This is a genomic window from Nonomuraea sp. B5E05 (assembly GCF_039880665.1).
Taxonomy (GTDB): Bacteria; Actinomycetota; Actinomycetes; order Streptosporangiales; family Streptosporangiaceae; genus Nonomuraea.
The window spans coordinates 1-23,038 of record NZ_JBDPMJ010000017.1; the positions used below are offsets into that span (position 1 = coordinate 1).

Sequence of the window (23,038 nt, forward strand, 5' to 3'; positions counted from 1 at the left end):
TCGCCGCCGGACGGGCGGAGAGGCTAAACGCCTGTGGAGGCCAGGTAAGACCACCGCTCACGGTGGCGCAGGCCGGTGAAGCAGGAAGCCTCAGAGGTGCCGCATGAAGCGGCACGGGCTGAATCCCCGGCCTTCAGCTTCAGGCCGGGGAGCGCGTCAACGGATCACTCCAGGGACGAAGGCAGGGGACGCAACGGGCCCCAGCGGTCGGCGATGCGGTTGGCCACGACGTAGATGAGGTTGACCGTCACGATCGCCGGGGCGATCACCCCCACGAAGCCGGCGAACTCCCGCTCGAACGCCACGGCCAGGATCACCGCCGTGATCCCGTTCTGCTGCGCCAGCCCGAGGTGCACACGGTCGGTGACGGGCAGCCCATGGGTGAGCACCAGCGCCGCGAGCATCTGCGCGGCGAACGCGGCGAGGCCCAGCAGGATGCCCTTCATCAGGCTCGCCCCGCCCACCAGCAGCAGCCCCATCAGGAACGCGGAGAGCGCGAACGCCGCGGTCACCGCTCGCGCCAGCCACCGCGAGTCGGGCATCCGCAGGTAGAGGCCGGCGGTGGCCACGCCCAGCATGAGGGAGCTCCAGGCCGCGGAGAGGACCGCGGTGGCCGCCGCCAGGTAGCTCAGCAGCGGCGGCGCCTTCCTGATCAGCCGCCAGACACCGTACGCCGCGGCGGCGAACAGCGCGTTGAGCCCCAGGTCGGCCAGGTAGGAGAGGGTGAGCCCGCCCTCGGCGGGCCTGGTCAGCGACACGGCGTAGAACGCGAGGATCACCGTGACGGGGTCGTCGAACGAGGACCACGCCCCGAGAATGGTCTTGGCTCGTGACGATAACCGGTTGTCGGCCATCACCGCGGCGACCGACAGCGGGTCGATCTGGGCCACGGCGATCGCGAGGATCATCGCCCGCGGGTCGCCGGTGACGATGTACATCACGCCGGCGATGAAGGCCGCCTTCAGCAGCACGCCGACGGTCACCGCGAGCAGGATCAGCTTCCCGTGCTGGCGGGCTTCGGTGCGGTCGATGCCGTGAGTGCTGCCGTACAGCCCCACCGCCAGCAGCAGGCTGCTCAGCAGCAGGTAGGCGCCCGAATGCTCCAGGCCCGTGACGTCGCCGAGGTCGGCCGCCGCCCAGCCGAGCCCGACGAGGAGCAGCAGGAACGCGATCTTGACCAACGTCTCACTCCCCTTGCGGGCCGGGCTCTCCGAAAGGGTTCATATCACTGCGCCGGGCGTGAGACCAGACGGGCGGGGAATCACCCCGGCCCCTGGCTGGTGTCGGCGATCAGCGGCTCCAGGACGATGCCGGGATTCTCGCGCATGATGGAGCGCATCCGCCACTGGTCGGTGAACAGCGCCAGCAGCGCCCGGTCGCGGCCGCGCTCCAGCACCTCGGCGCCGCGCCGGCCGGCCAGCAGCGGCATAGAGGCGGCCTCGGTGCGCCGGGCCAGGGTGTAGTCGAGCCGGTCGAGGCTGATCTGCGCGCCGAACTCGGCAGACAGGCGGTGCTGCACCACCTCGAACTGCATCGGCCCGACCGCCGCCAGCACCGGCGCCTGGTCGCCGCGCAGGTCGGAGCGGAGCACCTGGATGACGCCCTCGGCGTCGAGCTGGTCGATGCCGCGCCGAAACTGCTTGGCCTTGCTGGAGTCGCGGGCGCGGGCGACGGCGAAGTGCTCGGGCGCGAAGCTGGGGATCGGCGGGAAGGTCACCGCGGACCCGTCGTAGAGGGTGTCGCCGGGACGCAGCGCGGTCGCGTTGACCAGGCCGACCACGTCGCCGGGGTACGCCTCGTCCAGCGTGGTGCGCTCCTGGCCGAACACGCTCTGCGCGTATTTGGTGGCGAACGGCCGCCCGGTGGCGGCGTGGGTCAGCACCATGCCCCGCTCGAACCGGCCCGAGCAGACGCGTACGAACGCGATCCGGTCACGGTGCGCCCGGTCCATGTTGGCCTGCACCTTGAACACCAGCCCGGAGAACGGCGCGTCCAGCGGGCGCACGGCGCCGGCGACGTCGGACCGGCCGGCGGGCGGGGGAGCCAGCTCGACCATGGCGTCCAGCAGCCGGGCCACCCCGAAGTTGGGCAGAGCCGCGCCGAACAGCACCGGGGTGGACTCGTGGGCCTCGAACGACTTCTGGTCGTGGTCGGCGCCGATGGCCGACAGCAGCGAGACCTCCTCGCCCGCCTGCTCCCAGTCATGCCCCAGCTCGGCGCGGGCGCGCTCGGCGGTCAGCACGTCCTCCTGGGCCCTGGTGGCCCCGCCGGGAGTGCGGGTGTAGCGGACGGCGCACCCGGTGGCCCGGTCGATCACGCCGTGGAAGTGTCCGGCGGCGCCGAGGGGCCAGGTGATCGGGGTGGGCCGCAACCCGGTGCGCTCCTCGATCTCGTCGAGCAGTTCCAGGGCGTCGCGGCCGGGACGGTCCCACTTGTTGACGAAGGTGATGACCGGGATGCGGCGATGGCGGCACACCTGGAACAGCTTCATGGTCTGCGGCTCCATGCCCTTGGCCGCGTCGATCAGCATCACCGCGCAGTCGACGGCGGCCAGCACCCGGTAGGTGTCCTCGGAGAAGTCGGCGTGGCCAGGGGTGTCGACGAGGTTGAACACGTGGCCCCGGTAGTCGAAGCGGAGCGCCGCGGAGGTGATCGAGATGCCGCGAGAACGTTCCAGCTCCATCCAGTCGGAGGTGACGCCGCGCCGGCCGGCCTTGCCGTGCACCGCCCCCGCCGCGGTGATGGCGGAGGCGTGCAGCGCCAGCGCCTCGGTCATCGTGGACTTGCCCGCGTCCGGATGGCTGATGACGGCGAACGTCCGGCGGCGGCGGCCTTCCTCCCTGATGTCGGTCATCGTCCTATCTTGCCGGGTGATCGTGCATGGCCGTGACGGGTGTCATGCGGGGTGGCGCCGGCTGGCGTGTCCGCGCACCGGTAACCCACGCTTGTGGCGATCATTCTTCCTGTGCTGAACCGGAGGTCGTTTCTCGCGATGGGACTGGCGTCGGGCCTGCCGTCCCTGGTGCCGTCCGCCGCTTTCGGCGAGCCGTTCACCTTGGGGGTGGCCTGCGGCGATCCCGAGCCCGGCGGGTTCGTGGCATGGACCCGCCTGGCCCCGCAGCCGCTGGCCGAGGACGGGTTCGGCGGCATGCCCGCGGCGCCCGTCCCCGTGCACTGGCAGGTCAGCAGCGACCCGTCGGGCAGGAACGTGGTGCGCCACGGCGTGCACGTCGCGTACCGCGCATGGGCGCACAGCGTGCACGTCGAGGTCACCGGCCTGCAGCCGGGACGGGAATACTGGTACCGGTTCAAGGCCGGCCCCTACGTCTCGCCGGCCGGGCGGGCGCTGACCGCTCCCGTGCCCGGCTCGATGCCCAGGTCGCTGCGCGTGGCCGTCTGCTCGTGCGCCAACTACCAGCACGGGCACTTCACCGCGTACGCCAGGATGGCGCGCGAGCGCCCCGACCTGATCGTGCACCTCGGCGACTACATCTACGAGCAGGGCAGCGACCACGTGGCGCTGCCCGGCGGCAACGTCCGCGCGCACGAGGGGCCGGAGGCCGTCACCCTGGCCCAGTACCGCCGCCGGCACGCGCTCTACAAGACCGACCCCGACCTCAGAGAGGCCCACGCCGCCGCCCCGTGGGCGGCCATCCTGGACGACCACGAGGTGCTCAACAACTGGACCAACCTGATCCCGCCGCAGCGCCGCGAGGCGGCCTTCCGCGCCTACTACGAGCACATGCCCCTGCGCTCGCCCGCCCGTCCCGGCAGCACCGCCGTCCAGCTCTTCCGGCGGCTGCGCTGGGGCAGGCTCGCCACGCTGCACATGCTGGACACCCGCCAGTACCGCGACCCGTACCTGTGCGGCGCGGGCTACAACTCGTGCCCGGCGCCGGCCGACCCCGCCCGTACGATGATCGGCCTGGACCAGGAGAACTGGCTGCTCAGGGGATTCCGGCGCTCCCGCGCCCGGTGGGAGCTCGTCGGGCAGCAGGTCTTCTTCGGCCAGCGCGACCGCGACCCCGGCGAGGACCGGCTGGTCCGGCAGGACGCCTGGGACGGCTACACCGGCAGCCGGCAGCGGATCACCGAGGGCTGGGTCACGGCCGGCGTGCGCAACGTCGTCGTGCTCACCGGCGACGTGCACGCGCACTGGGCGGGCGACCTCGTCCTCGACTACGACGATCCCGGCGCGCGTCCCGTCGGGGCCGAGCTCGCGGTCACCTCCATCGCCAGCGGCGGGGACGGCCGCGACGACGATCCGGCCACGGACCCGCTGCTGGCCGCCAACCCCCACCTGAAGTTCCACCTGCGGCGCAGGGGCTACCTCATGGTCGTGGTCACGCCCGGCGCGCTCACCGCCGACTTCATGACCGTCCCCTACGTCAGCACGCCGGGAGCCGCGGCGCTGACCGCGGCCACGTTCACGCTGTCCGACCTCGTCGACGGGCTGCGCCGCCAGGCATGACGGGCTCTCCCCGCGGTCGGCCCGTCCGGGGCTCGGGACCTTCATGGCGCCGGCCTCCTTGACCATCCGGATACGGCTGGACCCGATCCGACCCGCCGCCCTGTTCTCCGGCGTTCCGCGCGGCTTAGTGTGTGCCGCATGCCTGACGACATCTTCGAACATCCGCGCCTGGCCGCCGTCTACGACGATCTCGACCCCGACCGCAGCGACCTCGACGTGTACGCCGCCATCGCCGGCGAACTCGGCGCGCGGAGCGTGCTGGACGTCGGATGCGGCACGGGGACGTTCGCGTTGATGCTGGCCGAACGCGGCATCGAGGTGACCGGTGTCGACCCCGCCTTGGGCTCGCTCGACGTCGCCCGGGCCAAACCGGGCGCCGACCGGGTGCGCTGGATCCACGGTGACGCGACGGGCCTGCCTCCGCTGCGGGCCGACCTGGCGACCATGACGGGGAACGTCGCCCAGGCGATCGTCGCGCCGCAGGATTGGTCGGGGACGCTGCGGGGCGTCCATGACGCACTGCGGCCCGGCGGTCACCTCGTGTTCGAGACCCGCGATCCGGCGGTGCGCGCGTGGCTGGAGTGGAATCGTGCGGAGACGTACCAGGCGGTCGACATCGAGGGCGTCGGCGCCGTCGAGAGCTGGGCCGACCTGATCGACGTCAGCGGGCCGCTGGTGACGTTCCGGTGGACGTGGGTGTTCGCGGCGGACGGCGCGGTGTTGACGTCGAACTCGACGCTGCGCTTCCGCGAGCGGGACGAGATCGAGGCGGAGCTGGTCGAGCACGGGTACACGGTGAAGGAGGTTCGCGGGGCTCCGGACCGGCCCGGGCGGGAGTTCGTGTTCTTCGCGCAGCGGCCCGAGGAGTGAGCCGGGTCACGGGTCATCCTCGTCCGCCGCCGCCGTCTCGTCGGCCACGGCCTTGGCCGCTATCACGTAGTCGACGCGGACCGCGCGGTAGGTCTCTCCCTCGGAGACGTGTTCGGGCAGGCCGGTACGGCGGCTGCCGGACCCTGAGTCGTGGGCCGGTTCACCAGTGAACGTGACCGCCACCGAGGGCGCCTCCTCGAACGCCATGCTGTCGGCGCGGACCGTCGCGGAGAAGACGATGTCGGCATCCGCGACAAGCCGCGCATCGGGCCGCCTGTCGGGACGCCTTTCCTGCGGTTCGCCGGCTCGCCTGTCGCGGCGCTTGTCACCCACGTCCGTTCCGCCTCCTCCGGTCGTGCCGCCGTCCTGCCCTCACTTGCGGCCGCGGCTCTGAGCCAGGTTGCGTAGCCGGCGTACGCCTGCGTGCCGTGCGGCTCTCCCCAGCTCGCGCAGGGCGGGGCCGAGCGTGGTCGGTGCCGGTTTCCGCGGCTCTTCGTCCTGTGGTTCCTCGTCCTGTGGTTCCTCGTCTCGTGGTTCCTCGTCTCGTGGTTCCTCGTCTCGTGGTTCCTCGTCCTGTGGTTTCCGGGGCCTCGGCTCTTCGTCCCGCGGCGTGCGTGGCTGTTCGTCCTCGCCGGGCTGCTCGTCCGCGCCCTGGGCTTTCGCGGGTTCCGCGTCCGCTCGGGTGGTGCCTTTCGCGTTCTCGGCGGCCTGCTGAGCGGTGGCCGGGACTTCTCGCGCCGCGCCACCGGCAGTGCTCGCCGCCTGCTCCGCCGTGCCTCGCAGCGTGGCGCCCGTGCTCGCGCCGACGTCGCCGACGGTTTGCCCGGCACCGGCGCCCACGTCGCCGGCCGCCTGTCCGGCGCCCGCGCCCACCTCTCCCACGGCCTGTCCGGCACCGGCGCCCACGTCGCCGGCCGCCTGTCCGGCGCCCGCGCCCACCTCTCCCACGGCCTGTCCGGCACCGGCGCCCACGTCGCCGACCGCCTGTCCGGCGCCCGCACCCACCTCTCCCACGGCCTGTCCGGCGCCTGCCCCGACGTCGCTCACAGCGCGTCCGGCGCCCGCCCCGACGTCGCCCACGGCCTGTCCCGCACCCGTGCCGACGTCGCGCACCGCCCGGCCCGCGCCGGAACCGACGTCGCGGACGGCGGCCCCCACCCCCCGGGTGATGTTCTCGATCAGCTGGGGATTGTTGTCGATCGTTTCCAGGACGTCCCTGATGATGAGGGCGACGTTGTCGAGCCGGACCTTGAGCAGCGCCTGCGCCTCGACCCCCAGAATCTCGAGGTTCACCCGGCCCAGGGCGACGTCCGCCCCTACGTGCAGATGCAGCAGATCGAGCACGTCCGCGTCCAGCGACACGCGTGCCCGCAGATCCTCGACCTCGAGCTTGATCTCGTCGACCTTGACGATCGGCACGTCGAGATAGACGTCCGGGTCCACGGCGCCGCCTGACGAGTTCGCCTCAGGCGGTGCCGGGCGGCGTGCAGCCGACTCCGGCAGGTTATCGGACATGTCTTCCCCTCGAGTGGCTTGTACGCAGCCCTCTGGCTCACTGCCCGATGCACCGCAAAAGGGACATATATCTGTATAAAACCGGGTAAAGCATGCCCGGCTGGGGACTGTGGTTTCTCCGGTGACTGAGGACATGGGGCGGACGCCCCAAGCCGTTCTGGCCGAGTCCTCCGGACGCGCGTTGCCGGCGGTCCGCACCTGACCCACCTGAACTTTTCTTCATAGCACGGTGGCCCTGGGACCGGTCCCAGGGCCACCGCACTATCTTGCTTTGCCAACCTGCACGAACAGAAAAGGGGGGCTGACGTGGCCCTGCTGAGCTCCATCAGAGCGCACATGCGGCAACTGCAGCACCCTCGGGAATTCAGGATCCACGCCGCCGCGTGGCCGGCGGACGCCCTTGCGGCGTTCGAACGGCTCGCAGCCGACGAGCTGGTGAGAACGGCTGATGAGCCCGTGCCGGAGGAACCCGAGCGGATCCAGCACGACACCCTTTCCGGTTCATCGGTCGCCGATGTGGTGACGAGCATCTGGCGGCTCGACCGGCGGGTACGACGCGTGCCCGGGGTGACCAGATCCGCGACCCGCCATCTGGAAATGGCGTGGGACACACTCGTCCAGGCCGGTGTCAAGATCCAGGACCATCTGAACGACCCCTTCGACCCGGGACTTTCGATCAAGGTGCTGTCCTACCAGCCCACGCCGGAGCTCGACCGCGACCGCGTGGTCGAGACGATCCGGCCCAGCATTTACCTGAACGACCAGATGATCCAGCGAGGAGAGGTGATCGTGGGCACCCCCGACCCCGTCGCGAAGGAAGCCGCTCAGTGACCAGGACCACGATCGACTACGGCATCGACCTCGGCACCACGAACAGCTCGATCGCCGTGCTGAACGGCGTCGACGTCGAGGTGATCAAGAACAATGACGACCGGTCCGAGAGCACTCCCTCCGCGATCTGGATCGACCGCAGGGACCGGCTCTACGTGGGTGACCGGGCCAAGAAGAAGAACGAGATCGACCCCGCGAACACCTGCATCGAGTTCAAGAGCAAGATGGGCATGACCGGCCAGGCCAAGGTCTTCCCCAACGGCGAGCGGTCGATGACGCCCGAGCAGTTGTCGGCCGAGGTGCTGAAGTCGCTGAAGGGCGACGTCGCGCAGCGGTACGGCGAGGACCTGCGGGCGGCGGTCATCACCGTTCCCGCGGCGTTCGAGCTCAGCGCCTGCGAGGCGACCGAGCAGGCCGCCCGGCTCGCCGGATTGGAGCACGCCCCGCTGCTGCAGGAACCGACGGCCGCCGCACTCGCCTACGGGTTCCAGTCGACCGCGGACAACGCCTTCTGGCTGGTGTACGACCTGGGCGGCGGCACGTTCGACGCGGCCGTGGTCAACATCAGGGACGGCGAGTTCACGGTCGTCAACCATCGGGGCGACAACACCCTCGGCGGCAAGCTGATCGACTGGAAGATCGTCGAGGAGCTGCTCATTCCCGCGCTGGCCCGGCAGCACCGGTTCGCCGATCTCCGCAGGGGAAACCCGAAGTCGCTCGCCGTCATCGCCCAGCTCAAGCAGGCCGCGGAGCAGGCCAAGATCAGGCTTTCCCGGGCGGAGTTCGCGGACATCACCATCGAGCTGAAGGACGACCGCGGCGAGCTGGTCGAGTTCGAGTACGACCTGCGGCGGGCGGACGTGGAGCGGCTCGCCGAGCCGTTCGTCGTGCGGTCGGTGAACCTGTGCAGGAAGGCGCTGGAGGAGCGCGGGCTCGGAGCAGCCGACATCGAGAAGGTCCTGCTGGTGGGCGGCCCCACCCTGTCGCCCTACCTGAGGGAGCGGCTCGCCGACCCCACGGACGGGCTCGGGATTCCGCTCGACCACAGCAGGGACCCGATCACGGCCGTCGCCACGGGCGCCGCCGTCTTCGCGGGGACGCAGCGTCTGGACAGCATGGAGCCGCTGCACGTGCCGGCCGCCGGCGAGTACGCCGTCGACCTGGCCTATGAGCCGATGGGACCGGAGACCGAGCCGCTCATCGGCGGCCGGGTGTCGGGGGCGGACACCGAGGGGTTCGCGATCCGGCTGGTCAACCCCGAGGCTCAGCCGCCCTGGTCGAGCGGGAAGATCGTGCTCGACTCCGACGGGACGTTCACCACCACGCTCTGGGCCGAGCGCGGGCGTGCCAACACGTTCCACATCGAGCTCACCGACGCCGCGGGGACGCGCCGGAAGATCACTCCCGACCGGCTCACCTACCGCGTCGGCACCGTCGACTCCCAGCCGGTGCTGACCAACTCCATCGGCGTCGGGCTGGAGAACAACGAGTTCAGCGAGCTGGTCAGGCGGGGCACCCCGTTGCCGGCGCGGCGCAGCCACCGGCTGTGGACCACGGTCGCGCTCAGCAGGAGCGAGAACCAGGGCTTCATCAGGATCCCCATTCTGGAGGGCGAGCACCCGCGGGCCGACCGCAACCGAGGGATCGGCCGGCTGCAGATCGGTCCGGGCCAGGTCACCCGCGACGTGCCGGCGGGCAGCGAGGTGGAGTTCTCCGTGGTGATCGACCAGTCGAGGCTGGTCGTCGCCCGGGCCTACATCCCCCTGCTCGACGAGGAGTTCGAGCACGTCGCCGACCTCCGTACGGAGACGGCCCCCACGTACGACGAGCTGGCGGGCAGGATCCGCGCGGAGAAGCACCGCCTGAGCGAGGCCCGCACCCAGGCAGCCGACCTCGGCGACGCGCGGGCCCAGGCGCTGCTCGCCACGATCGACGCCGAGGCGACGGTCGCGGACGTCGAGGCGCTGGCCGACGCGGCACGCGCCGATCCGGACGCGGCGACGGCCTGCGGCAAGCGGCTGCGCGACCTCCAGGCAGCCATCGACGGGGTGGAGGAGGTGATGGAGTGGCCGAAGCTGGTCGCGGAGGCGAAGGAGGCGATGACGGGCGTCAGGGAGATCGTGCTGGCCAGGGGAGACTCGAACGACGAGCGGACGCTGTCCTCTCTCGAGTCCGCGACGCGGGAGGCCATCACGGCGCACGACACCGCGCTGCTGAGCAGGCGCATGCGGGATCTTTGGGAGCTCGCGGGGGACGTGCTGGACCGCACGAACGAGCTGCCGGTGATCCGCTTGGACCATCTCCGGAGCCTGCAGCCGGAGATGCGTGACAGGGACGAGGCCGCGCAGCTCATCGCTACCGGCAGGAAGGCGGTCGAGCAGGGCGACTTCAGGACGGTACGCGACGTCAACCGCCAGCTGGAGCGCATGTTGCCGGAGCCCCCGCCGCTCGATCTCAGCAGCACCGTCGTGAACGGCTCGTGAGCATGCCGCCGTCGATCACCCGCGAGCTGACCCTCGCCCAGGCCAGGGCCCTGGCAAGGGACGGACGATACGCCGAGGCCGTGGACCTGCTGGAGGACCTCCAGGGAGACACCAGCGTGGCGGCGCTGGACCTGCTGGCCCGCATGCACGCCCAGCAGGGGGACCTGGACCGCGCCGACCGGTACTGGGCGGAGGCGGAGAAGATCGCGCCCGGCGCCACCGAGATCGCGGCCGGGCGGCGCCGGATCGCGGCCATGCGCCCGGCCGGCCGGCGGCGCGGGTCCGGCCGGGTGCTGCTGGCCGGCTGCGCGGTGCTGGTCACGGCCGGCGCGCTGGCCCTGCTCGTCGACATCCGGATGGAGACGGCCAGGCTGGGGGCGGCGCAGCCGCCTGCCGCGCCGGTCGTCGTCACGCGGACGGTCCCGGCCCCGCCCTCCCCGTCGGCCGAACCCGACGTCCTGGCCGGCGTGCGGCTCCAGGTTCCGGGCGTGCGGGTGAGCCGGTCGCGGCAGGAGATCTCCGTCGCCTTCGAGGAGGCCCTGTTCAGCGAGGGCGCCACCCTGACCCGCCGGGGGAGGGCCGTGCTCGGCGATCTGGGAGCGCGCCTGCGCCCGTACGCGGGGGAGATAGAGGTCGCCGTCATCGGCCACACCGACAGGAACGCGATCCTGCCGGGCGGCGAGTACGCCAGCAACACCGACCTCGGCCTGGCCAGAGCCGTCTACGTGCGTGAGGTGCTGCGTGCCGCGTCGCGCGTCCCCACCACCAGGTTCGCGGTGTCGTCCATGGGCGGGCTCATGCCGCCGTTCCGGGACGACGCGCGCAACCGCACGGTCACCCTGCGCATCTCCGGAGCCGGAGCCACCCGATGACGCTTGCCGACCTCAAGCCGGACCTCTACCGGCAGAACGCCTTCCGGATCACCGGGCTGCCCGTGCGCGCGACGGCGCGTGAGGTCCGGCGGCACACCGACCGGCTGCTCCTCATGGAACGCCTCGGCAAGGCGGGCACGACCCAGGGGATGCTGCCGCCGGAGCGGCCGTTCGACGAGGATGCCATGCAGCGGGCGGTGCAGCGCCTCAGAGATCCGGTGGTCCGGCTGGTGGACGAGCTCTTCTGGTTGTGGCCCGTGAACGGTGACGACGCCGCCATGGCCGCGCTGCTGCGGGGCGAGCCGGACGACGCGCTCCACATGTGGGAGCACACGGAGCCAGGGCCGGCCGGGGCCGTCGCCACGCACAACCTCGCGGTGTTCTTCCTGGTCAAGGCGCTCGAACCGGACGAGCTGGACGACGATAGCCTGCGGTCGTGGCGGCGGGCGTACGCGTGCTGGGCCGAGGTGATCGCCGACGACACCTTCTGGGACCTGGTGCGGGCCCGGGCGGAGGAGATCGACGATCCTCGGCTGACCGCGCGCACGGTCCGGCGGATGCGCGACGACCTGCCCGCGGCGCTGCTGTCGATCAGTGCCCAGCTCGCGGCCAGGGCCGTCAGAGAAGGGCGGCTGCGGGACGCGCGCAGGCACGCCGGAGTCATGAGCGGGTCGGGGCAGGCGTCCCAGCTGGTCGACGACGCCCTACGGGCCGCGCTGGAGCCGGAGGCGTCCAGGATGAAGGCGCTCTGCGAGGGCGCGTACCAGCAGCTCAAGCCGGACCCCGGCCGCGGCGACGAGATCGCCGAGCGGCTCCTCGACGAGGCCAAGCCCCTGCTCAGGGTGCTCACCGAGGTGCTGCCCGACGACCACTGGGCGGTGCGGGACGCCGGCGACGATCTCGCCCATGCGGCCCTCGCCTGCGTGGTGGCCTTCGTCAACACGACGAAGGAGAACCGGCGCGCCCTGGACCTGCTCGATCACGCGCTGGCCCTGGCGGTCACGGACCCCGTCCGCGACCGGGTCCAGGAGAACATCGACATCATCAGCGACAACCTCTCCCTGCACGCCTGCTTCTTCTGCGGCCGGGATGCGGACCCGTCGGCCGTCCTGGTGCGGAACATGTTCGGGGATGTCAACCGCCTGCAGTGGAGGACCACCTGGCGGACGGCCACGATCCAGGTGCCGCGCTGCGCCCGCTGCAAGGGCCGGGCCGCGCGGCGGCAGATCGTGATCACCGCGCTCGTCCTCCTGGTCTTCGTCACGGCCATCGCGTTCGTGGCGGGTGTCGCCGTCGAGTTCGGGCTCATCCTGATCGGGCTCGACGTGCTCCTTCTGACCCAGGTGGTGGCCTTCGCCCCGGGCCGCGCCCTCGAGGAGTTCCCTCCCGTCAGGGATCTGCTGCTCAAGCGCTGGACTTTCGGCGACCGCCCGCGGGGGACCTGACGGCCGGCTACGGGCGCAGCCGCAGGTCGGCGAAGAGCGCCCGGTGGTCGGAGCCCGGCAGGTCGTGCACCTGGACGGCGACCGCGCCGGCCCGGCCGTCGGTCAGCACGTGGTCGATGGCCACCAGCGGGGGCAGCCCCCGGCCTTTCGGCCACGTGGGCACCAGACCCTGCCCGGTGGCCGCGGCAGCGTCGGTGTAGCCGGTGGCCAGCAACCGGCGGAAGACGGCGTGGTCGAGGGTCGCGTTGAAATCGCCGGCCAGGATGCGCGGCGGCCCGGAGGCGGGTGCGGGAGGCAGCGCGGCGACCCCGGCGTGCCACTCCGGCACCGTCGAGGGTACGGGCGCGACCGGGTGCACGACCACGACCTCCACGGCCGAGCCGCCGGGCAGCCTCACCTCCACCACCGGCATGTGGTGCCCGACCGGCTGGAACAGGCCGGTCCGCTCCCGCAGCGGGTGGCGCGCGTACACGCCGCTGCCCTCGGGGCCGCGGAACATCGGCCGGCTCACCTGGTACGGCAGCAGCGCCGGCAGCCCGGCGGCGGCCAGCCGCGCACCGGCCGACCAGGTCACCTCCTGGAGGCTCAGCACGTCGACGTTCAGCCGGCGCACCAGGTCGACGAGCACGGCGGCGTCCCCGCGGCCGCCGTTGAGGTTGGCGGTCAGCACCCGCAGCGGCCGCCCCTCGGCGGAGCCGGGGCCGCCCAGCGTCCGCGGCGCCACGCACCAGATGAGGCACGTGCACACCGCCAGCATGAGCGCGATGGCGGCCCTGCTGCGCACGGCGACAGTGACCGCCAGCATCGCCAGCGCCGCGACCGTGAAATAGGGCGTGAAGGAGACCATCGGCACCAGGAAGACGCCCGTCTCCAGCCCTCCGGCCCGTACGGCCGTTCCCAGCGCGAACAGCACGGCCACCCCGATGGCCGGCCGCGCCCCCCGCACCCGGCGGCGACGGGGCCGCGCCTCCGGCGCCGCCTCCGCGTCCTGTTGAACCAGCACAGTCGCACGGTAAACGGTCATTCTTAACCGAAGATGAGGATCCGCTCCGGTCTGCTGCCAGGATGGGACGGTGGTGAAGGGCAAGATCGTGTTAATGGCGGTGATCGGCGCGTCGGTCCTCACCGGATGCGCCGCGGAGAACGACCCGTCGCGGGCGCAGCCGGGCGACTGCCTGGAGGCGGTCGGGGAGGGAAAGAAGACCACCGATTTCCGGATCGTCGGCTGTGCCGCGCCGGAGGCGGCGTACCGGGTGGCCATGCGGCTCAAGCGCGGCGAGCGGTCGTGCGGGAGCACCACCTACGGCTACGCGAGCAGCGGATACGTCAGGGGCGGCGGCTGGCATCTGTGCCTGACGCTGAACGCCGAGGTGGGCGAATGTTTCCATCAGGAGGTCGGCTTCCCCACCGGCAAGGCGACCAAGGTGGCGTGCGGGCCGTCGGCGACGTACAAGATCGTCAAGCGGGTCGACGGGACCGCCGACAAGGAGCTGTGCGGCGAGGACGCCGCCTACCCCGTGCGCAACGACCTGGCCCGCCCGATCTACCTGGTCTACCCGGATCCGCCGCTCACGATCTGCACCGACCGCGCGTGACCGGGCCCCGACCACCAGGACGCCGGAGGGTACGCTCACTCGCTCAGCTCGATCGCCGCCGCCGGGCAGACGTCGGCCGCCTCGCGCACGGTGGCGTGCAGCCGCTCGGGCGGCGCCGCGTCGAGCAGAACCACGACCCCGTCGTCCTCCCGCTGGTCGAACACCTCCGGCGCGAGCAACACGCACTGGCCGGCGCCGCAACACTTGTCCTCATCGACGGTGATTCTCATGATGGTTCCCCTCTGTTCGTGCATCGGTCGGGACAGGGCGGGTCGGCAGGGCAGGTCAGGGAGCGTGTGTGACGGGCGCCTGCCACATCCCGACGATCGCGTCGATCAGCCCGGTCGCGGCGTCGTGCCAGCTGGCCCGGGGCGTCGGGACGCCTTCGGCCAGGGCGCGCTCGCGCTCGGCGCACATGTGCACCAGCAGCTGACGGGCCATGTCGTTGCGCTCGGCGCGCACGTCCGCGGGCAGCGCGGGCAGGCACCGGTCGAGCCCGTCGATGATCTGCTGCAGGGAGGGGGAGGTGAGCGACTCCTCGACCATGATCTCGCGGAGCGCGGGATCGGTCATCACCTGGGCGCCGAACCGGGCGAACCAGGTCGGGCTGCCCAGGGAGGCCAGATGCTCGGCGATCGGGCGTACGAGACAGGCCACCCAGTCGCGCACCTCGGCGGAGTCGCCGAGCTCGGCCACCATCCGCCCGCGGATGCGCTCGGTGTGCTCGGCGTGCTTGCGGGCGATCGCCCGCACCAGGTCAGCCTTCGTGCCGAAGTGGTAGCCGACGGCGGCGTTGTTGCCCTGGCCGGCGGCCTCGCTGACCTGGCGGTTGGACACGGCGAACACCCCGTGCTCGGCGAACAGCCGCTCCGCCGCCGCCAGGATCTGCTCCCGGGTCGCGCTGGCCCGTCCGGCCCTCGGGGTTCTGGCGGCCACGGTCACCACCGCACCGGGACCTCGCGCAGCCCGCCGACGGCCAGCCCCTCGACGCGGTGCAGGTCCTGCGCGGGGACGGCGAGCTCCAGCGAGGGCAGCCTGCGCAGCAGCACCTCGAGCACGGTCTGCAACTCGGTGCGGGCCAGCGACTGCCCGAGGCATGAGTGCGCGCCGGAGCCGAAGGCCAGATGCGGGTTGGGGACGCGGTCCAGCCTCATCTCCCCGGCGCGCTCGAAGGCGTTCTCGTCGCGGTTGGCGGCGGCCATGCTGCACACCACGGTCGTGCCCCGGGGGATGACGGCGCCGGCGACCTCGACCTCCTCGCCGATGTAGCGCGGCATGCCGAAGCCCGGGTTGGCGTCGAACCGCAGCGACTCCTCCACCGCGGAGCGCACCAGCGAAGGATCGGCGAGCAGCCGCTCCCAGCGCCGCCGGTCGGCCAGCAGCATGGCCACCATCTTGCCGATCATGTTGGCCGTCGTCTCGTGCCCGGCGACCAGCAGCCCCATGCCGGTGGCGACCAGCGCCGCGTCGGGCATCCCCTCGCCGCCGGCGTCGGCGCCCTTGATGAGCTCGCTGAGGAGGTCGTCGCCCGGTCGCGCGCGCCTGGCGGCGACGTGCTCGCCCATGTACGCCACGAACTCGGTCTGCGCCGCGTCGATCTCCGCCTGCGTGTAGCGGGTCAGGTTGAGCAGCGTGTCGGACCAGTACGCGAACTTGTCACGGTCGGAGTCGGGGACCCCGAGCAGGTCGCAGATCACCCACACCGGCAGCGGGAAGCCCAGGCTCGCCTTGAGGTCGGCCGGCCGGCCGTTGGCCACCATGTCGTCGATGAGCCGGTCGGCCATCGCCTCGATGCCGGGCTTCAGCGCGGCCATGCGCTTGGCCGTGAACCACTTGCCGACCATGCGCCGCCACCGCCGGTGCCCTTCGCCGCCCTGCGGGATGGTCGTGGCCATCGAGCTGTTGAACACGCCGCCCGACTCGTTGGCCGCGATGCGGGCCGCGTCGTCGGCGTCGAGCTGCCGGGTGAAGCGCGGGTCCGACAACACCAGCTTGACGTCGTCGTACCTGGTCAGCAGGGAAGCCTGGTCGCCGCTGGGAAGTGTCACCCGCGCGACGGGGCAGCGCTCGCGCAGCCGTGCCCACTCGGCGGGCGGCTCGAGTGCGGCCTCGCTGGGAATGGGGTAGTTCAACGTCTGTTCCACGTCGTCGTGGCCCATCACGACCTCCTCTGAACTGACCGCGGATTTCGCGCCAGTCAACCGGGCCGGTTAGCTTAAGTCAAGCGATTGATTTAAATGGCGCGTCGTCCTCCCTGGCCGCCTCCCGCGTGACCACGAGGGCCCCCGGCGGAGGCGCCGGGAAGCGGCGAGCGGGGAAGGGTCCTCCCCAGGCGGGCGAGAGGGGAGAGAAAGGCCGCCGCCCGGCGGATCAGGCGGTGGCGGACCAGCCGCCGGCCACCCGCGGCGAAAGCGGTTTTCCGGCGGGCGGGCGAATCTTGCGTATTGCCGGCGAGTGGTCAATAGTTGAGCAATATCGGTCAGGTTCGGTCGATCAGATGACCGGAACTGAGCGGGCCCGGGTGCCGCCCGGTCGCCGTCACCCCCGAGAACGCCCGAGGTGACCATGAGACGCACGGCCGCTGCGCTGGCGATGCTCGCGGTGCTCGCCGCGCCGCACGCCCTGATCCCCGCCCCGGCGGCCGCCGCCCCCGAGCCACCGCCGACGTATCCGGAGGTCGGCAGGGGCACGGACTTCCTCGACCACCGCGCGCTGCTGGCCGGCCTCGCCGAACCGGAGTGGTACGAAGCCAACATCCCCTTCCTGGACGTGCCCGACCAGCAGATCCAGGACGTCTACTACTACCGCTGGAGCACCTTCAAGCGGCACATCCGCTACACCGACTCCGCGACCGGCCACATCGTCACCGAGTTCCACAACGCCCCCGGCTACGCCGCGCCGCTCGGCGGCATCGTCGCCGCCGCGGGCCACCACGTGTACGAGGGCCGCTGGCTGCGCGACCCCCGCCCGATCGACGACTACCTCACCTACTGGCTGCAGGGCCCCGGCGCAGGCCCCAAGCCGAAGGAGGACTTCGTCAACGAGGACACCGACGACTGGGCCCACCAGTACGCGTGGTGGGCGGCCGACGCCGCCTACCAGCGCTACCTCGTCACCGGCGACGCGCCCTTCGTCGAGAACCTGCTGCCCGACCTGGTCCGCCAGTACGACAAGTGGGGCGGTCAGTACGACGAGCGGCTCGGCCTCTACTGGTCGGTGCCGGTGTGGGACGCGATGGAGTTCACCGCCTCCTCCTACGAGACCGACCCCGAGGACCCCTACCACGGCGGCGCGGGCTACCGGCCGACGCTGAACGCCTACCAGTACGGCGACGCCAGGGCCATCGCGGCGATCGCCGAGATGCGCGGCGACAGGTCGCTGGCCGAGACGTTCGGGCGGCGGGCCGACGCGCTGCGCGACGCCCTGCACCGCCACCTGTGGGATGAGGAGCGGCGGTTCTTCTACCACAAGGCCCGCGCCGACCTGGACCCCGAGCAGAAGCTGGTGTCCACCAGGGAACAGATCGGGTTCGTGCCGTGGGCGTTCGGCATGGCCAGGCCCGGCACCGAGCGGGCGTGGGCGCAACTGCTCGACCCGCAGGGGTTCGCCGCGCCGTACGGGCCGGCCACGGCCGAGCGGCGCAGCCCGCTGTTCATGAAGGACGCGCTGAGCGGCTGCTGCCGCTGGAACGGGCCGAGCTGGCCGTACTCGACGTCGACCACGCTGACCGGCCTGGCCAACCTGCTCAACGAGCGCGACCAGGACGTGGTGACCGCCGCCGACTACTACCGCCTGCTGCGCGGCTACGCGCTCACCCAGTACAAGGACGGCCGCCCGTACGTCGCCGAGGCGCACCACCCCGACGAGCCGCGCTGGATCTACGACGGCAAGGGCCACAGCGAGCACTACAACCACTCCACCTTCAACGACCTGGTGATCAGCGGCCTGATCGGGCTGCGCCCGCAGGCGGGCGGCAAGGTCGTGGTCAACCCGCTGGCCCCCGCCGGGTGGACGCACTTCGCGCTGGAGAACGTGCCCTACCACGGGCACAACGTGACGGTCCTGTGGGACCGCGACGGCACGAGGTACGGCCAGGGCAAGGGCCTGCGCCTCTACGTGGACGGCAGGCTCGCCGCCACCCGGCCGGGGCTCGGCGAGCTGGCCGCCCGCGTGCCGGCCCCGGCTCCCGGCCGCTCCGCGCGCCCGAGCAACGACGCCGCCAACCCGTACGACACCGATCACCCCAAGCCGTTCGCCTCCTACACGGGCGCCATCGACAGCGTGTGGGACGCCGTGGACGGGCGGATCTTCTACGACGACATCCCGCACAGCCGGTGGACGAACCACCGCTCGCCGAACGCCGAGGACCATCTCGGCGTCGACTTCGGCGTGCCGACCCGGGTGAGCGACGTGCGGTTCCACACCTACGACGACGGCGGCGAGGTGCGGGCGCCGGCGTCGTACCGGCTGGAGTTCCTGGACGGCGGGGCGTGGCGCGAGGTGCCCGGCCAGGCGCGCACGCCGGAGCGGCCCGCCGGCGCGGCGCTGAACCGGGTCACGTTCCCCGAGCTGACGACGACCGCGATCCGGCTGGTGTTCGTGCCGCAGCCCGGCGCGTACGTCGGCGTCACCGAGCTGCAGGCGTGGTCGCCCGCCGCCGGCGACACCAGCCTCGACGCGACCGTCACCGGGCAGGGCACGCCCGCCGCCGTGACCACGACGTTCGCCAACCACGGCCGCGGGCCGGCCACGAAGGTGAAGGTGGAGCTGGCCGTGCCGCCCGGCTGGTCCGCCGAGCCACGCGGCAGGACGGAGACCCCCGTGGTGCGGCCGGGCGGCGAGTTCACGGTGCGCTGGCGGGTGTCGCCGCCGGACGGCGTCGGGCCGCGCCCCGACGTCCACCCCGTGCGCGCCTTCGCGACCTACGACCGGCAGGCGCGGGCGGTGAGCGCGTACGCGCACGTGGAGCGGGAGCTCGACCCGGCCGCGTACGCGAAGGCCGAGGTGGAGGACACGTTCGCCACCGACACCTCCGCGGGCTACACCGTGCACCGGCCGGAAGGCGCCGAGGCCGAGCCGGAGATCACGGTCGGCGGGGGCAGGTTCGCGGGCAGCGGCGCCCGGCCGTTCTTCGGCGTGGTCGCGGGACCGGCGGGGCCGTCGTCGGCCGACGCGATCAGCATGGTGACGGCCGGGACCTTCGCCGGCACCGGCAGCGCCGAGGACAGCGTGTTCGTCGGCTGGGTCAAGGACCAGGACAACTACGTGACCGCCTGGTACAACCACACCCGCAAGCAGTCGGGCATCAACGTGCGGGTCGGCGGCCGGTTCCTCGACACGCCCGGTGACGCCGCGCTGACCCTGGAGCCCGGCGACCGGTTCGCGCTGGTGTTGTCCGGCGACACCATCACCTCCTTCGCCCGGACGGCGCGAACGGCCGACGCGGCCACGACGGGCCGCGCACCCGGCGCGGCGGGGACGGGCGGCGCGACCGGCGAGTGGCGGCGGCTGCGCACCGCCTCGATCGGCGACACGCTCGCGACCCCGCAGGCCCGCGAGGGCTTCCGCCACGGCTTCGGCCTGCGCGGCACGTCCGGCACGATCGCCATCACGGCCCTGGAGGGCCGCAGCGGCTGGACCAGGCCGTCCGTGCGGCCCGTGCCGTGACGGACCGGGCGTGCCGGGCGTGCCGGGCGTGCCGCTCACGCGGCCGTGCCGGTTACGGCTGGGGCGTGGCCGCCGGTGCGGCCACCTCGCGCATGCGCTCGAAGTTCGCCACGTACTGCCCGTAGACGTTCCGGTTGTTCAGCCGCAGCAGCACCTCGTCGTTGCGGCGCAACGAGGTCTCGTTGTAGTTGTGGCTGCCGGTGAACACCCAGCGGGCGTGGCGGTCGCCGTCGTACGAGCCCTCGATGAGCAGGTATTTCGAGTGCACGCGGCCGGGCAGCGCGCCCCCGTCGCCGAGGGCGCGCAGCTCGACGCGCGGCTCGGCCCGCAGCAGCTCCTTGACCTCGTCGTCCATGATCCCGTAGACGATCCGCACCGTGCAGCCCTGGGCCGCCAGGTCACGCAGCCGCTGCGGGATCGCGACGCGGTAGGCGTCCCACTCGGACATGCCGGCCCTGATCGTCGTCCCGCCCCGGCAGGACACCTTGCCGAGCTCGTCGACGATGGGGTCGCCGCTCGCCTTGGGGAAGAAGTGGGCGCGTACGGAGCCGCCGGGCCCGCCGGTCTGGACGACCCGGTAGTAGTCGAGGTTCTTGCGCTCGGCGGCCAGGTCGGCGAAGTAGCCGGCGTAGGCGTCGTACAGGCGCCGGTTGCCGGGCAGGACGACCGCGTTGTTCCAGTACGTCGTGGAGTTGAGGTCGGTCAGGTTGGCCGACGACTGCACCACCACCGCGGAGGCGTGGCCGGTGCGCGAGAACAGGTAGAACTTGTTGTGCTGGCCCTTGTTACCGATGCAGGCGGCGGTGCCGCCGGAGGGCGGGCCGGTGCACACGTGCAGCCAGGAGCGCGCGGAGGTGTCCGTGCCCAGCGCCGCCGCCAGCTTCTCCGCGACGGCCGCGCCGCGCCTGTCGCCGTCCAGGACGACCTGTACGTCCACGTCGCGCTGGTGCGCCTTGACGAGCTCGTCGGCGAACTCGGCGCCCGCGGCGCCCGACATGACGAAGTGGGCGACCTGGATGCGGGCGCCCGCGGGCGTCTGCTTGACGAGGCCACAGAGCTTCTGGACGAGCGCCGCCCCGTCGCCGCTCACCGGGTCGTTGAAGACGGCCGCCGTCGTCACCGGCGTGGCGGGCGCGTCCGCGCAGGTGCTCGCGGAGGCGGCGGCCGGGCCTGCGCCCGCGAGCACGGCGGTGGCCATCAGGGCGCCTGTGGCGAGCGCGGGCAGGACCTTGCCTGGCATGGATCACTCCTTCGTGAGACGGCCGCTCTCGGGCGCCGTCGTGGCGGGGGGCGGAAGTGCTCCGGGGAAGTGGCAGGCGACCGGGTGACCCGTGTCCCGTTCGACCAGCGCCGGTTCCTCGTCGCGGCACCGATCCTGGGCCCGCCGGCAGCGCGTACGGAAACGGCAGCCTGTCGGCGGGCGCAACGGTGAGGGAACATCTCCGGTCAGGACGATCTCGTCGCGCTCGTCGTCGGCCCGCCAGTCGTCCAGGCTGGGCGCCGCCGACAGCAGGGCCTGCGTGTACGGGTGGGCCGGGTTCCGGTAGATGTCCTCCTTGGAACCGGTCTCGACGATCTTGCCCAGGTACATCACCGCCACCCGGTCGCACAGGTGCCGGACGACGCCCAGGTCGTGCGAGATGAACAGGTACGACACGCCCAGGTCGCGCTGCAGCTCCTGCAGCAGGTTGAGGATCTGCGCCCGCACCGAGACGTCGAGCGCGGACACGGCCTCGTCGCAGACGATCAGCCGGGGCCGCACGGCCAGTGCCCTGGCGATGCTGATGCGCTGGCGCTGCCCGCCCGAGAACTGGTGGGGGTAGCGGCCGGCGTGCTCGGGGCGCAGGCCGACGCGTTCCAGCAGGGCGCGCACCTCGTCGTCCCACCGCTCGCGCGGCACCAGCCCGGGGTGGATGCGCCACGCCTCCTTGATGAGGGCGTCGACGGTCATGCGCGGGTTCAGCGAGGCGTACGGGTCCTGGAAGACGAGCTGGATGTCGCGGCGCAGCCTGCGCAGCTCCTTGGCGGGCAGGGCGCCGAGGTCGCGGCCGTCGAACAGGACCCTGCCGCCGGACGGGCGCACCAGGCCGACGATGGTCCGCGCGATCGTGGACTTGCCGCATCCGGACTCGCCGACCAGCCCGACGGTCTCGCCCGCGCCGACGGTCAGGCTCACGCCGGCCACGGCCCGCACCTCGCCCCCGGGCCGGCCGATCCCCGGCCGCAGGCGATAGCTCGTCACCAGGTCGGACAGCTCCAGCAGGGGTTCAGCCTCGGCCATGCGCGATCACCTCCTCCGCGAAGTGGCAGGCACTGGTCCGCCCAGCGCGGAGCTCGCGGAGCTCGCGCGGGGCGGGGTCGTCCGTGCGGCAGACGTCCCTGGCGAACGGGCAGCGCGGGTGGAAGGCGCAGCCGGCGGGCCGCGCGGCCAGGTCGGGTGGCCGGCCCTCGATCGCCTCCAGCGGGGCGCCGAGGTCGCGGGGGTCGGGCACCGCCCGCATCAGGCCCAGCGTGTACGGGTGTGCGGGCCGCTCGTACACCTCGGCCACGGTGCCGGTCTCGACGATGCGGCCCGCGTACATGACGGCCACCCGATCGGCCGCCCGCGCGACCACGCCGAGGTCGTGGCTGATGAGGACCATGCCGAGCCGCTCGGCCCGCTGCCGCTGCCGCAACAACCGCAGGATCTGCGCCTGGACGGTCACGTCCAGCGCGGTGGTGGGCTCGTCGGCGATGAGCAGCCGCGGGTCGAGCGCCAGCGCCATCGCGATCATCACCCGCTGCCGCATGCCGCCGGAGAAGCGGTGCGGATGGTCGTCAAGCCGCCGCTCGGCATCGGGGATGCCCACCTGCGCCATCAGCTCCGCCGCCCGGCGGCGGGCCTCCGCCCGGCCGGTGCCGCGGTGCCTGCGGAACATCTCCGCGATCTGGTAGCCCACCGTCAGCGACGGGTTCAGCGCGCTCAGCGGATCCTGGAAGATCATGGAGATGTGCTCGCCCCGCAGCGCCTGCCACTCGCGGCCGGACAGCCCGGCGACGTCGCGGCCCTCGATCGAGACGCGCCCTCCCACGATGCGCGCCGCCTGCGGCACCAGCCCCATCAGCGCCTGCGCGGTCACGCTCTTGCCGCTGCCGGACTCGCCGACGATCGCGAGCGTCTCGCACTCGCCGACCTCGAAGGACACCCCGCGCACGGCCCGCAGCGGCCCCGCCGGCGTGTCGAACTCCACGGCCAGGTCCTCGACCTCCAGCAGCGGGGCCGCGGATCCGTTCGCCCTTTCACTCATCG

General features: G+C 72.4%; 19 protein-coding genes. 8 read left to right on the plus strand and 11 right to left on the minus strand.

What is annotated here, in order from left to right; genetic code table 11:
- Positions 1–164 precede the first annotated feature (164 nt).
- Together ABGB01_RS28250 and ABGB01_RS28255 are read right to left on the minus strand one after the other, a co-directional pair.
- A complete protein-coding gene (locus tag ABGB01_RS28250) occupies positions 165–1,181 on the minus strand; it encodes a hypothetical protein (RefSeq protein WP_347776555.1) in 1,017 nt (338 codons plus the stop codon).
- Between the two features lie 80 nt (positions 1,182–1,261).
- Positions 1,262–2,854: a peptide chain release factor 3 gene (locus ABGB01_RS28255; RefSeq protein ID WP_347776556.1), complete on the minus strand. Its 1,593-nt coding sequence runs from the start codon at positions 2,852–2,854 to the stop codon at positions 1,262–1,264.
- A gap of 138 nt (positions 2,855–2,992) precedes the next feature.
- Between ABGB01_RS28255 and ABGB01_RS28260 the strand changes: the two genes are divergently transcribed.
- Together ABGB01_RS28260 and ABGB01_RS28265 are read left to right on the plus strand one after the other, a co-directional pair.
- Positions 2,993–4,471, plus strand: a complete 1,479-nt coding sequence (locus ABGB01_RS28260) for an alkaline phosphatase D family protein (RefSeq protein ID WP_347776557.1) — start codon at positions 2,993–2,995, stop codon at positions 4,469–4,471.
- 138 nt (positions 4,472–4,609) lie between these two features.
- Positions 4,610–5,341 carry a class I SAM-dependent methyltransferase gene (locus ABGB01_RS28265; RefSeq protein ID WP_347776558.1) on the plus strand — a complete coding sequence of 244 codons (732 nt, stop codon included), beginning with the start codon at positions 4,610–4,612 and terminating at the stop codon, positions 5,339–5,341.
- Between the two features lie 6 nt (positions 5,342–5,347).
- On the opposite strand, the gene ABGB01_RS28270 is transcribed toward ABGB01_RS28265, so the two are convergent.
- Together ABGB01_RS28270 and ABGB01_RS28275 are read right to left on the minus strand one after the other, a co-directional pair.
- Positions 5,348–5,674, minus strand: coding sequence for a hypothetical protein (locus ABGB01_RS28270; protein WP_347776559.1), 327 nt, complete (start codon positions 5,672–5,674; stop codon positions 5,348–5,350).
- Between the two features lie 39 nt (positions 5,675–5,713).
- The gene (locus ABGB01_RS28275) at positions 5,714–6,856 is read right to left on the minus strand and encodes a hypothetical protein (RefSeq protein WP_347776560.1); all 1,143 of its coding nucleotides are present in this window, start codon (positions 6,854–6,856) and stop codon (positions 5,714–5,716) included.
- Between the two features lie 306 nt (positions 6,857–7,162).
- On the opposite strand from ABGB01_RS28275, the gene ABGB01_RS28280 reads away from it, so the two are divergent.
- Genes ABGB01_RS28280 through ABGB01_RS28295 form a run of 4 tightly spaced genes read left to right on the plus strand, consistent with a single transcriptional unit; the run spans position 7,163 to position 12,487 of the window.
- Positions 7,163–7,687: a hypothetical protein gene (locus tag ABGB01_RS28280; RefSeq protein WP_347776561.1), complete on the plus strand. Its 525-nt coding sequence runs from the start codon at positions 7,163–7,165 to the stop codon at positions 7,685–7,687.
- Positions 7,684–10,170, plus strand: a complete 2,487-nt coding sequence (locus ABGB01_RS28285; RefSeq protein WP_347776562.1) for an Hsp70 family protein — start codon at positions 7,684–7,686, stop codon at positions 10,168–10,170. The genes ABGB01_RS28280 and ABGB01_RS28285 overlap by 4 nt, the downstream gene beginning before the upstream one ends.
- Before the next feature lie 2 nt (positions 10,171–10,172).
- On the plus strand, positions 10,173–11,042 hold the full coding sequence (locus ABGB01_RS28290) for an OmpA family protein (RefSeq protein ID WP_347776742.1): 870 nt from the start codon (positions 10,173–10,175) through the stop codon (positions 11,040–11,042).
- The gene (locus tag ABGB01_RS28295; RefSeq protein ID WP_347776563.1) at positions 11,039–12,487 is read left to right on the plus strand and encodes a hypothetical protein; all 1,449 of its coding nucleotides are present in this window, start codon (positions 11,039–11,041) and stop codon (positions 12,485–12,487) included. Before ABGB01_RS28290 ends, ABGB01_RS28295 begins: the two co-directional genes overlap by 4 nt.
- A gap of 7 nt (positions 12,488–12,494) precedes the next feature.
- On the opposite strand, the gene ABGB01_RS28300 is transcribed toward ABGB01_RS28295, so the two are convergent.
- The gene (locus tag ABGB01_RS28300; RefSeq protein ID WP_347776564.1) at positions 12,495–13,490 is read right to left on the minus strand and encodes an endonuclease/exonuclease/phosphatase family protein; all 996 of its coding nucleotides are present in this window, start codon (positions 13,488–13,490) and stop codon (positions 12,495–12,497) included.
- Positions 13,491–13,560: 70 nt separating this feature from the next.
- Between ABGB01_RS28300 and ABGB01_RS28305 the strand changes: the two genes are divergently transcribed.
- A complete protein-coding gene (locus ABGB01_RS28305; protein WP_347776565.1) occupies positions 13,561–14,082 on the plus strand; it encodes a hypothetical protein in 522 nt (173 codons plus the stop codon).
- A 35-nt stretch (positions 14,083–14,117) separates the two neighbouring features.
- On the opposite strand, the gene ABGB01_RS28310 is transcribed toward ABGB01_RS28305, so the two are convergent.
- The 3 genes from ABGB01_RS28310 to ABGB01_RS28320 are packed head-to-tail and all read right to left on the minus strand — an operon-like array spanning position 14,118 to position 16,241.
- A complete protein-coding gene (locus ABGB01_RS28310; protein ID WP_347776566.1) occupies positions 14,118–14,312 on the minus strand; it encodes a ferredoxin in 195 nt (64 codons plus the stop codon).
- A gap of 55 nt (positions 14,313–14,367) precedes the next feature.
- Positions 14,368–15,027: a TetR family transcriptional regulator gene (locus ABGB01_RS28315; RefSeq protein WP_347776567.1), complete on the minus strand. Its 660-nt coding sequence runs from the start codon at positions 15,025–15,027 to the stop codon at positions 14,368–14,370.
- Complete coding sequence (locus tag ABGB01_RS28320; RefSeq protein WP_347776568.1) at positions 15,021–16,241, minus strand: cytochrome P450; 1,221 nt, start codon at positions 16,239–16,241, stop codon at positions 15,021–15,023. Before ABGB01_RS28320 ends, ABGB01_RS28315 begins: the two co-directional genes overlap by 7 nt.
- Before the next feature lie 406 nt (positions 16,242–16,647).
- On the opposite strand from ABGB01_RS28320, the gene ABGB01_RS28325 reads away from it, so the two are divergent.
- Complete coding sequence (locus tag ABGB01_RS28325; RefSeq protein WP_347776569.1) at positions 16,648–19,749, plus strand: NEW3 domain-containing protein; 3,102 nt, start codon at positions 16,648–16,650, stop codon at positions 19,747–19,749.
- 52 nt (positions 19,750–19,801) lie between these two features.
- Here the strand turns inward: ABGB01_RS28325 and ABGB01_RS28330 are convergent, their stop codons facing one another.
- Genes ABGB01_RS28330 through ABGB01_RS28340 form a run of 3 tightly spaced genes read right to left on the minus strand, consistent with a single transcriptional unit; the run spans position 19,802 to position 23,036 of the window.
- Positions 19,802–20,989, minus strand: coding sequence for a phospholipase D-like domain-containing protein (locus ABGB01_RS28330; RefSeq protein ID WP_347776570.1), 1,188 nt, complete (start codon positions 20,987–20,989; stop codon positions 19,802–19,804).
- A 3-nt stretch (positions 20,990–20,992) separates the two neighbouring features.
- A complete protein-coding gene (locus tag ABGB01_RS28335) occupies positions 20,993–22,030 on the minus strand; it encodes a dipeptide ABC transporter ATP-binding protein (RefSeq protein ID WP_347776571.1) in 1,038 nt (345 codons plus the stop codon).
- The gene (locus ABGB01_RS28340; protein ID WP_347776572.1) at positions 22,017–23,036 is read right to left on the minus strand and encodes an ABC transporter ATP-binding protein; all 1,020 of its coding nucleotides are present in this window, start codon (positions 23,034–23,036) and stop codon (positions 22,017–22,019) included. The genes ABGB01_RS28335 and ABGB01_RS28340 overlap by 14 nt, the downstream gene beginning before the upstream one ends.
- Positions 23,037–23,038 lie beyond the last annotated feature (2 nt).

What these genes read in the sequence shown, in the direction of transcription:
- ABGB01_RS28320 (WP_347776568.1), bottom strand. Translation starts at nt 16,241, where the DNA reads ATGGGCCACGACGACGTGGAACAGACGTTGAACTACCCCATTCCCAGC.
- ABGB01_RS28310 (WP_347776566.1), bottom strand. Translation starts at nt 14,312, where the DNA reads ATGAGAATCACCGTCGATGAGGACAAGTGTTGCGGCGCCGGCCAGTGC.
- ABGB01_RS28265 (WP_347776558.1), top strand. Translation starts at nt 4,610, where the DNA reads ATGCCTGACGACATCTTCGAACATCCGCGCCTGGCCGCCGTCTACGAC.
- ABGB01_RS28335 (WP_347776571.1), bottom strand. Translation starts at nt 22,030, where the DNA reads ATGGCCGAGGCTGAACCCCTGCTGGAGCTGTCCGACCTGGTGACGAGC.
- ABGB01_RS28295 (WP_347776563.1), top strand. Translation starts at nt 11,039, where the DNA reads ATGACGCTTGCCGACCTCAAGCCGGACCTCTACCGGCAGAACGCCTTC.
- ABGB01_RS28255 (WP_347776556.1), bottom strand. Translation starts at nt 2,854, where the DNA reads ATGACCGACATCAGGGAGGAAGGCCGCCGCCGCCGGACGTTCGCCGTC.
- ABGB01_RS28275 (WP_347776560.1), bottom strand. Translation starts at nt 6,856, where the DNA reads ATGTCCGATAACCTGCCGGAGTCGGCTGCACGCCGCCCGGCACCGCCT.
- ABGB01_RS28330 (WP_347776570.1), bottom strand. Translation starts at nt 20,989, where the DNA reads ATGCCAGGCAAGGTCCTGCCCGCGCTCGCCACAGGCGCCCTGATGGCC.
- ABGB01_RS28340 (WP_347776572.1), bottom strand. Translation starts at nt 23,036, where the DNA reads ATGAGTGAAAGGGCGAACGGATCCGCGGCCCCGCTGCTGGAGGTCGAG.
- ABGB01_RS28325 (WP_347776569.1), top strand. Translation starts at nt 16,648, where the DNA reads ATGAGACGCACGGCCGCTGCGCTGGCGATGCTCGCGGTGCTCGCCGCG.
- ABGB01_RS28290 (WP_347776742.1), top strand. Translation starts at nt 10,173, where the DNA reads ATGCCGCCGTCGATCACCCGCGAGCTGACCCTCGCCCAGGCCAGGGCC.
- ABGB01_RS28260 (WP_347776557.1), top strand. Translation starts at nt 2,993, where the DNA reads ATGGGACTGGCGTCGGGCCTGCCGTCCCTGGTGCCGTCCGCCGCTTTC.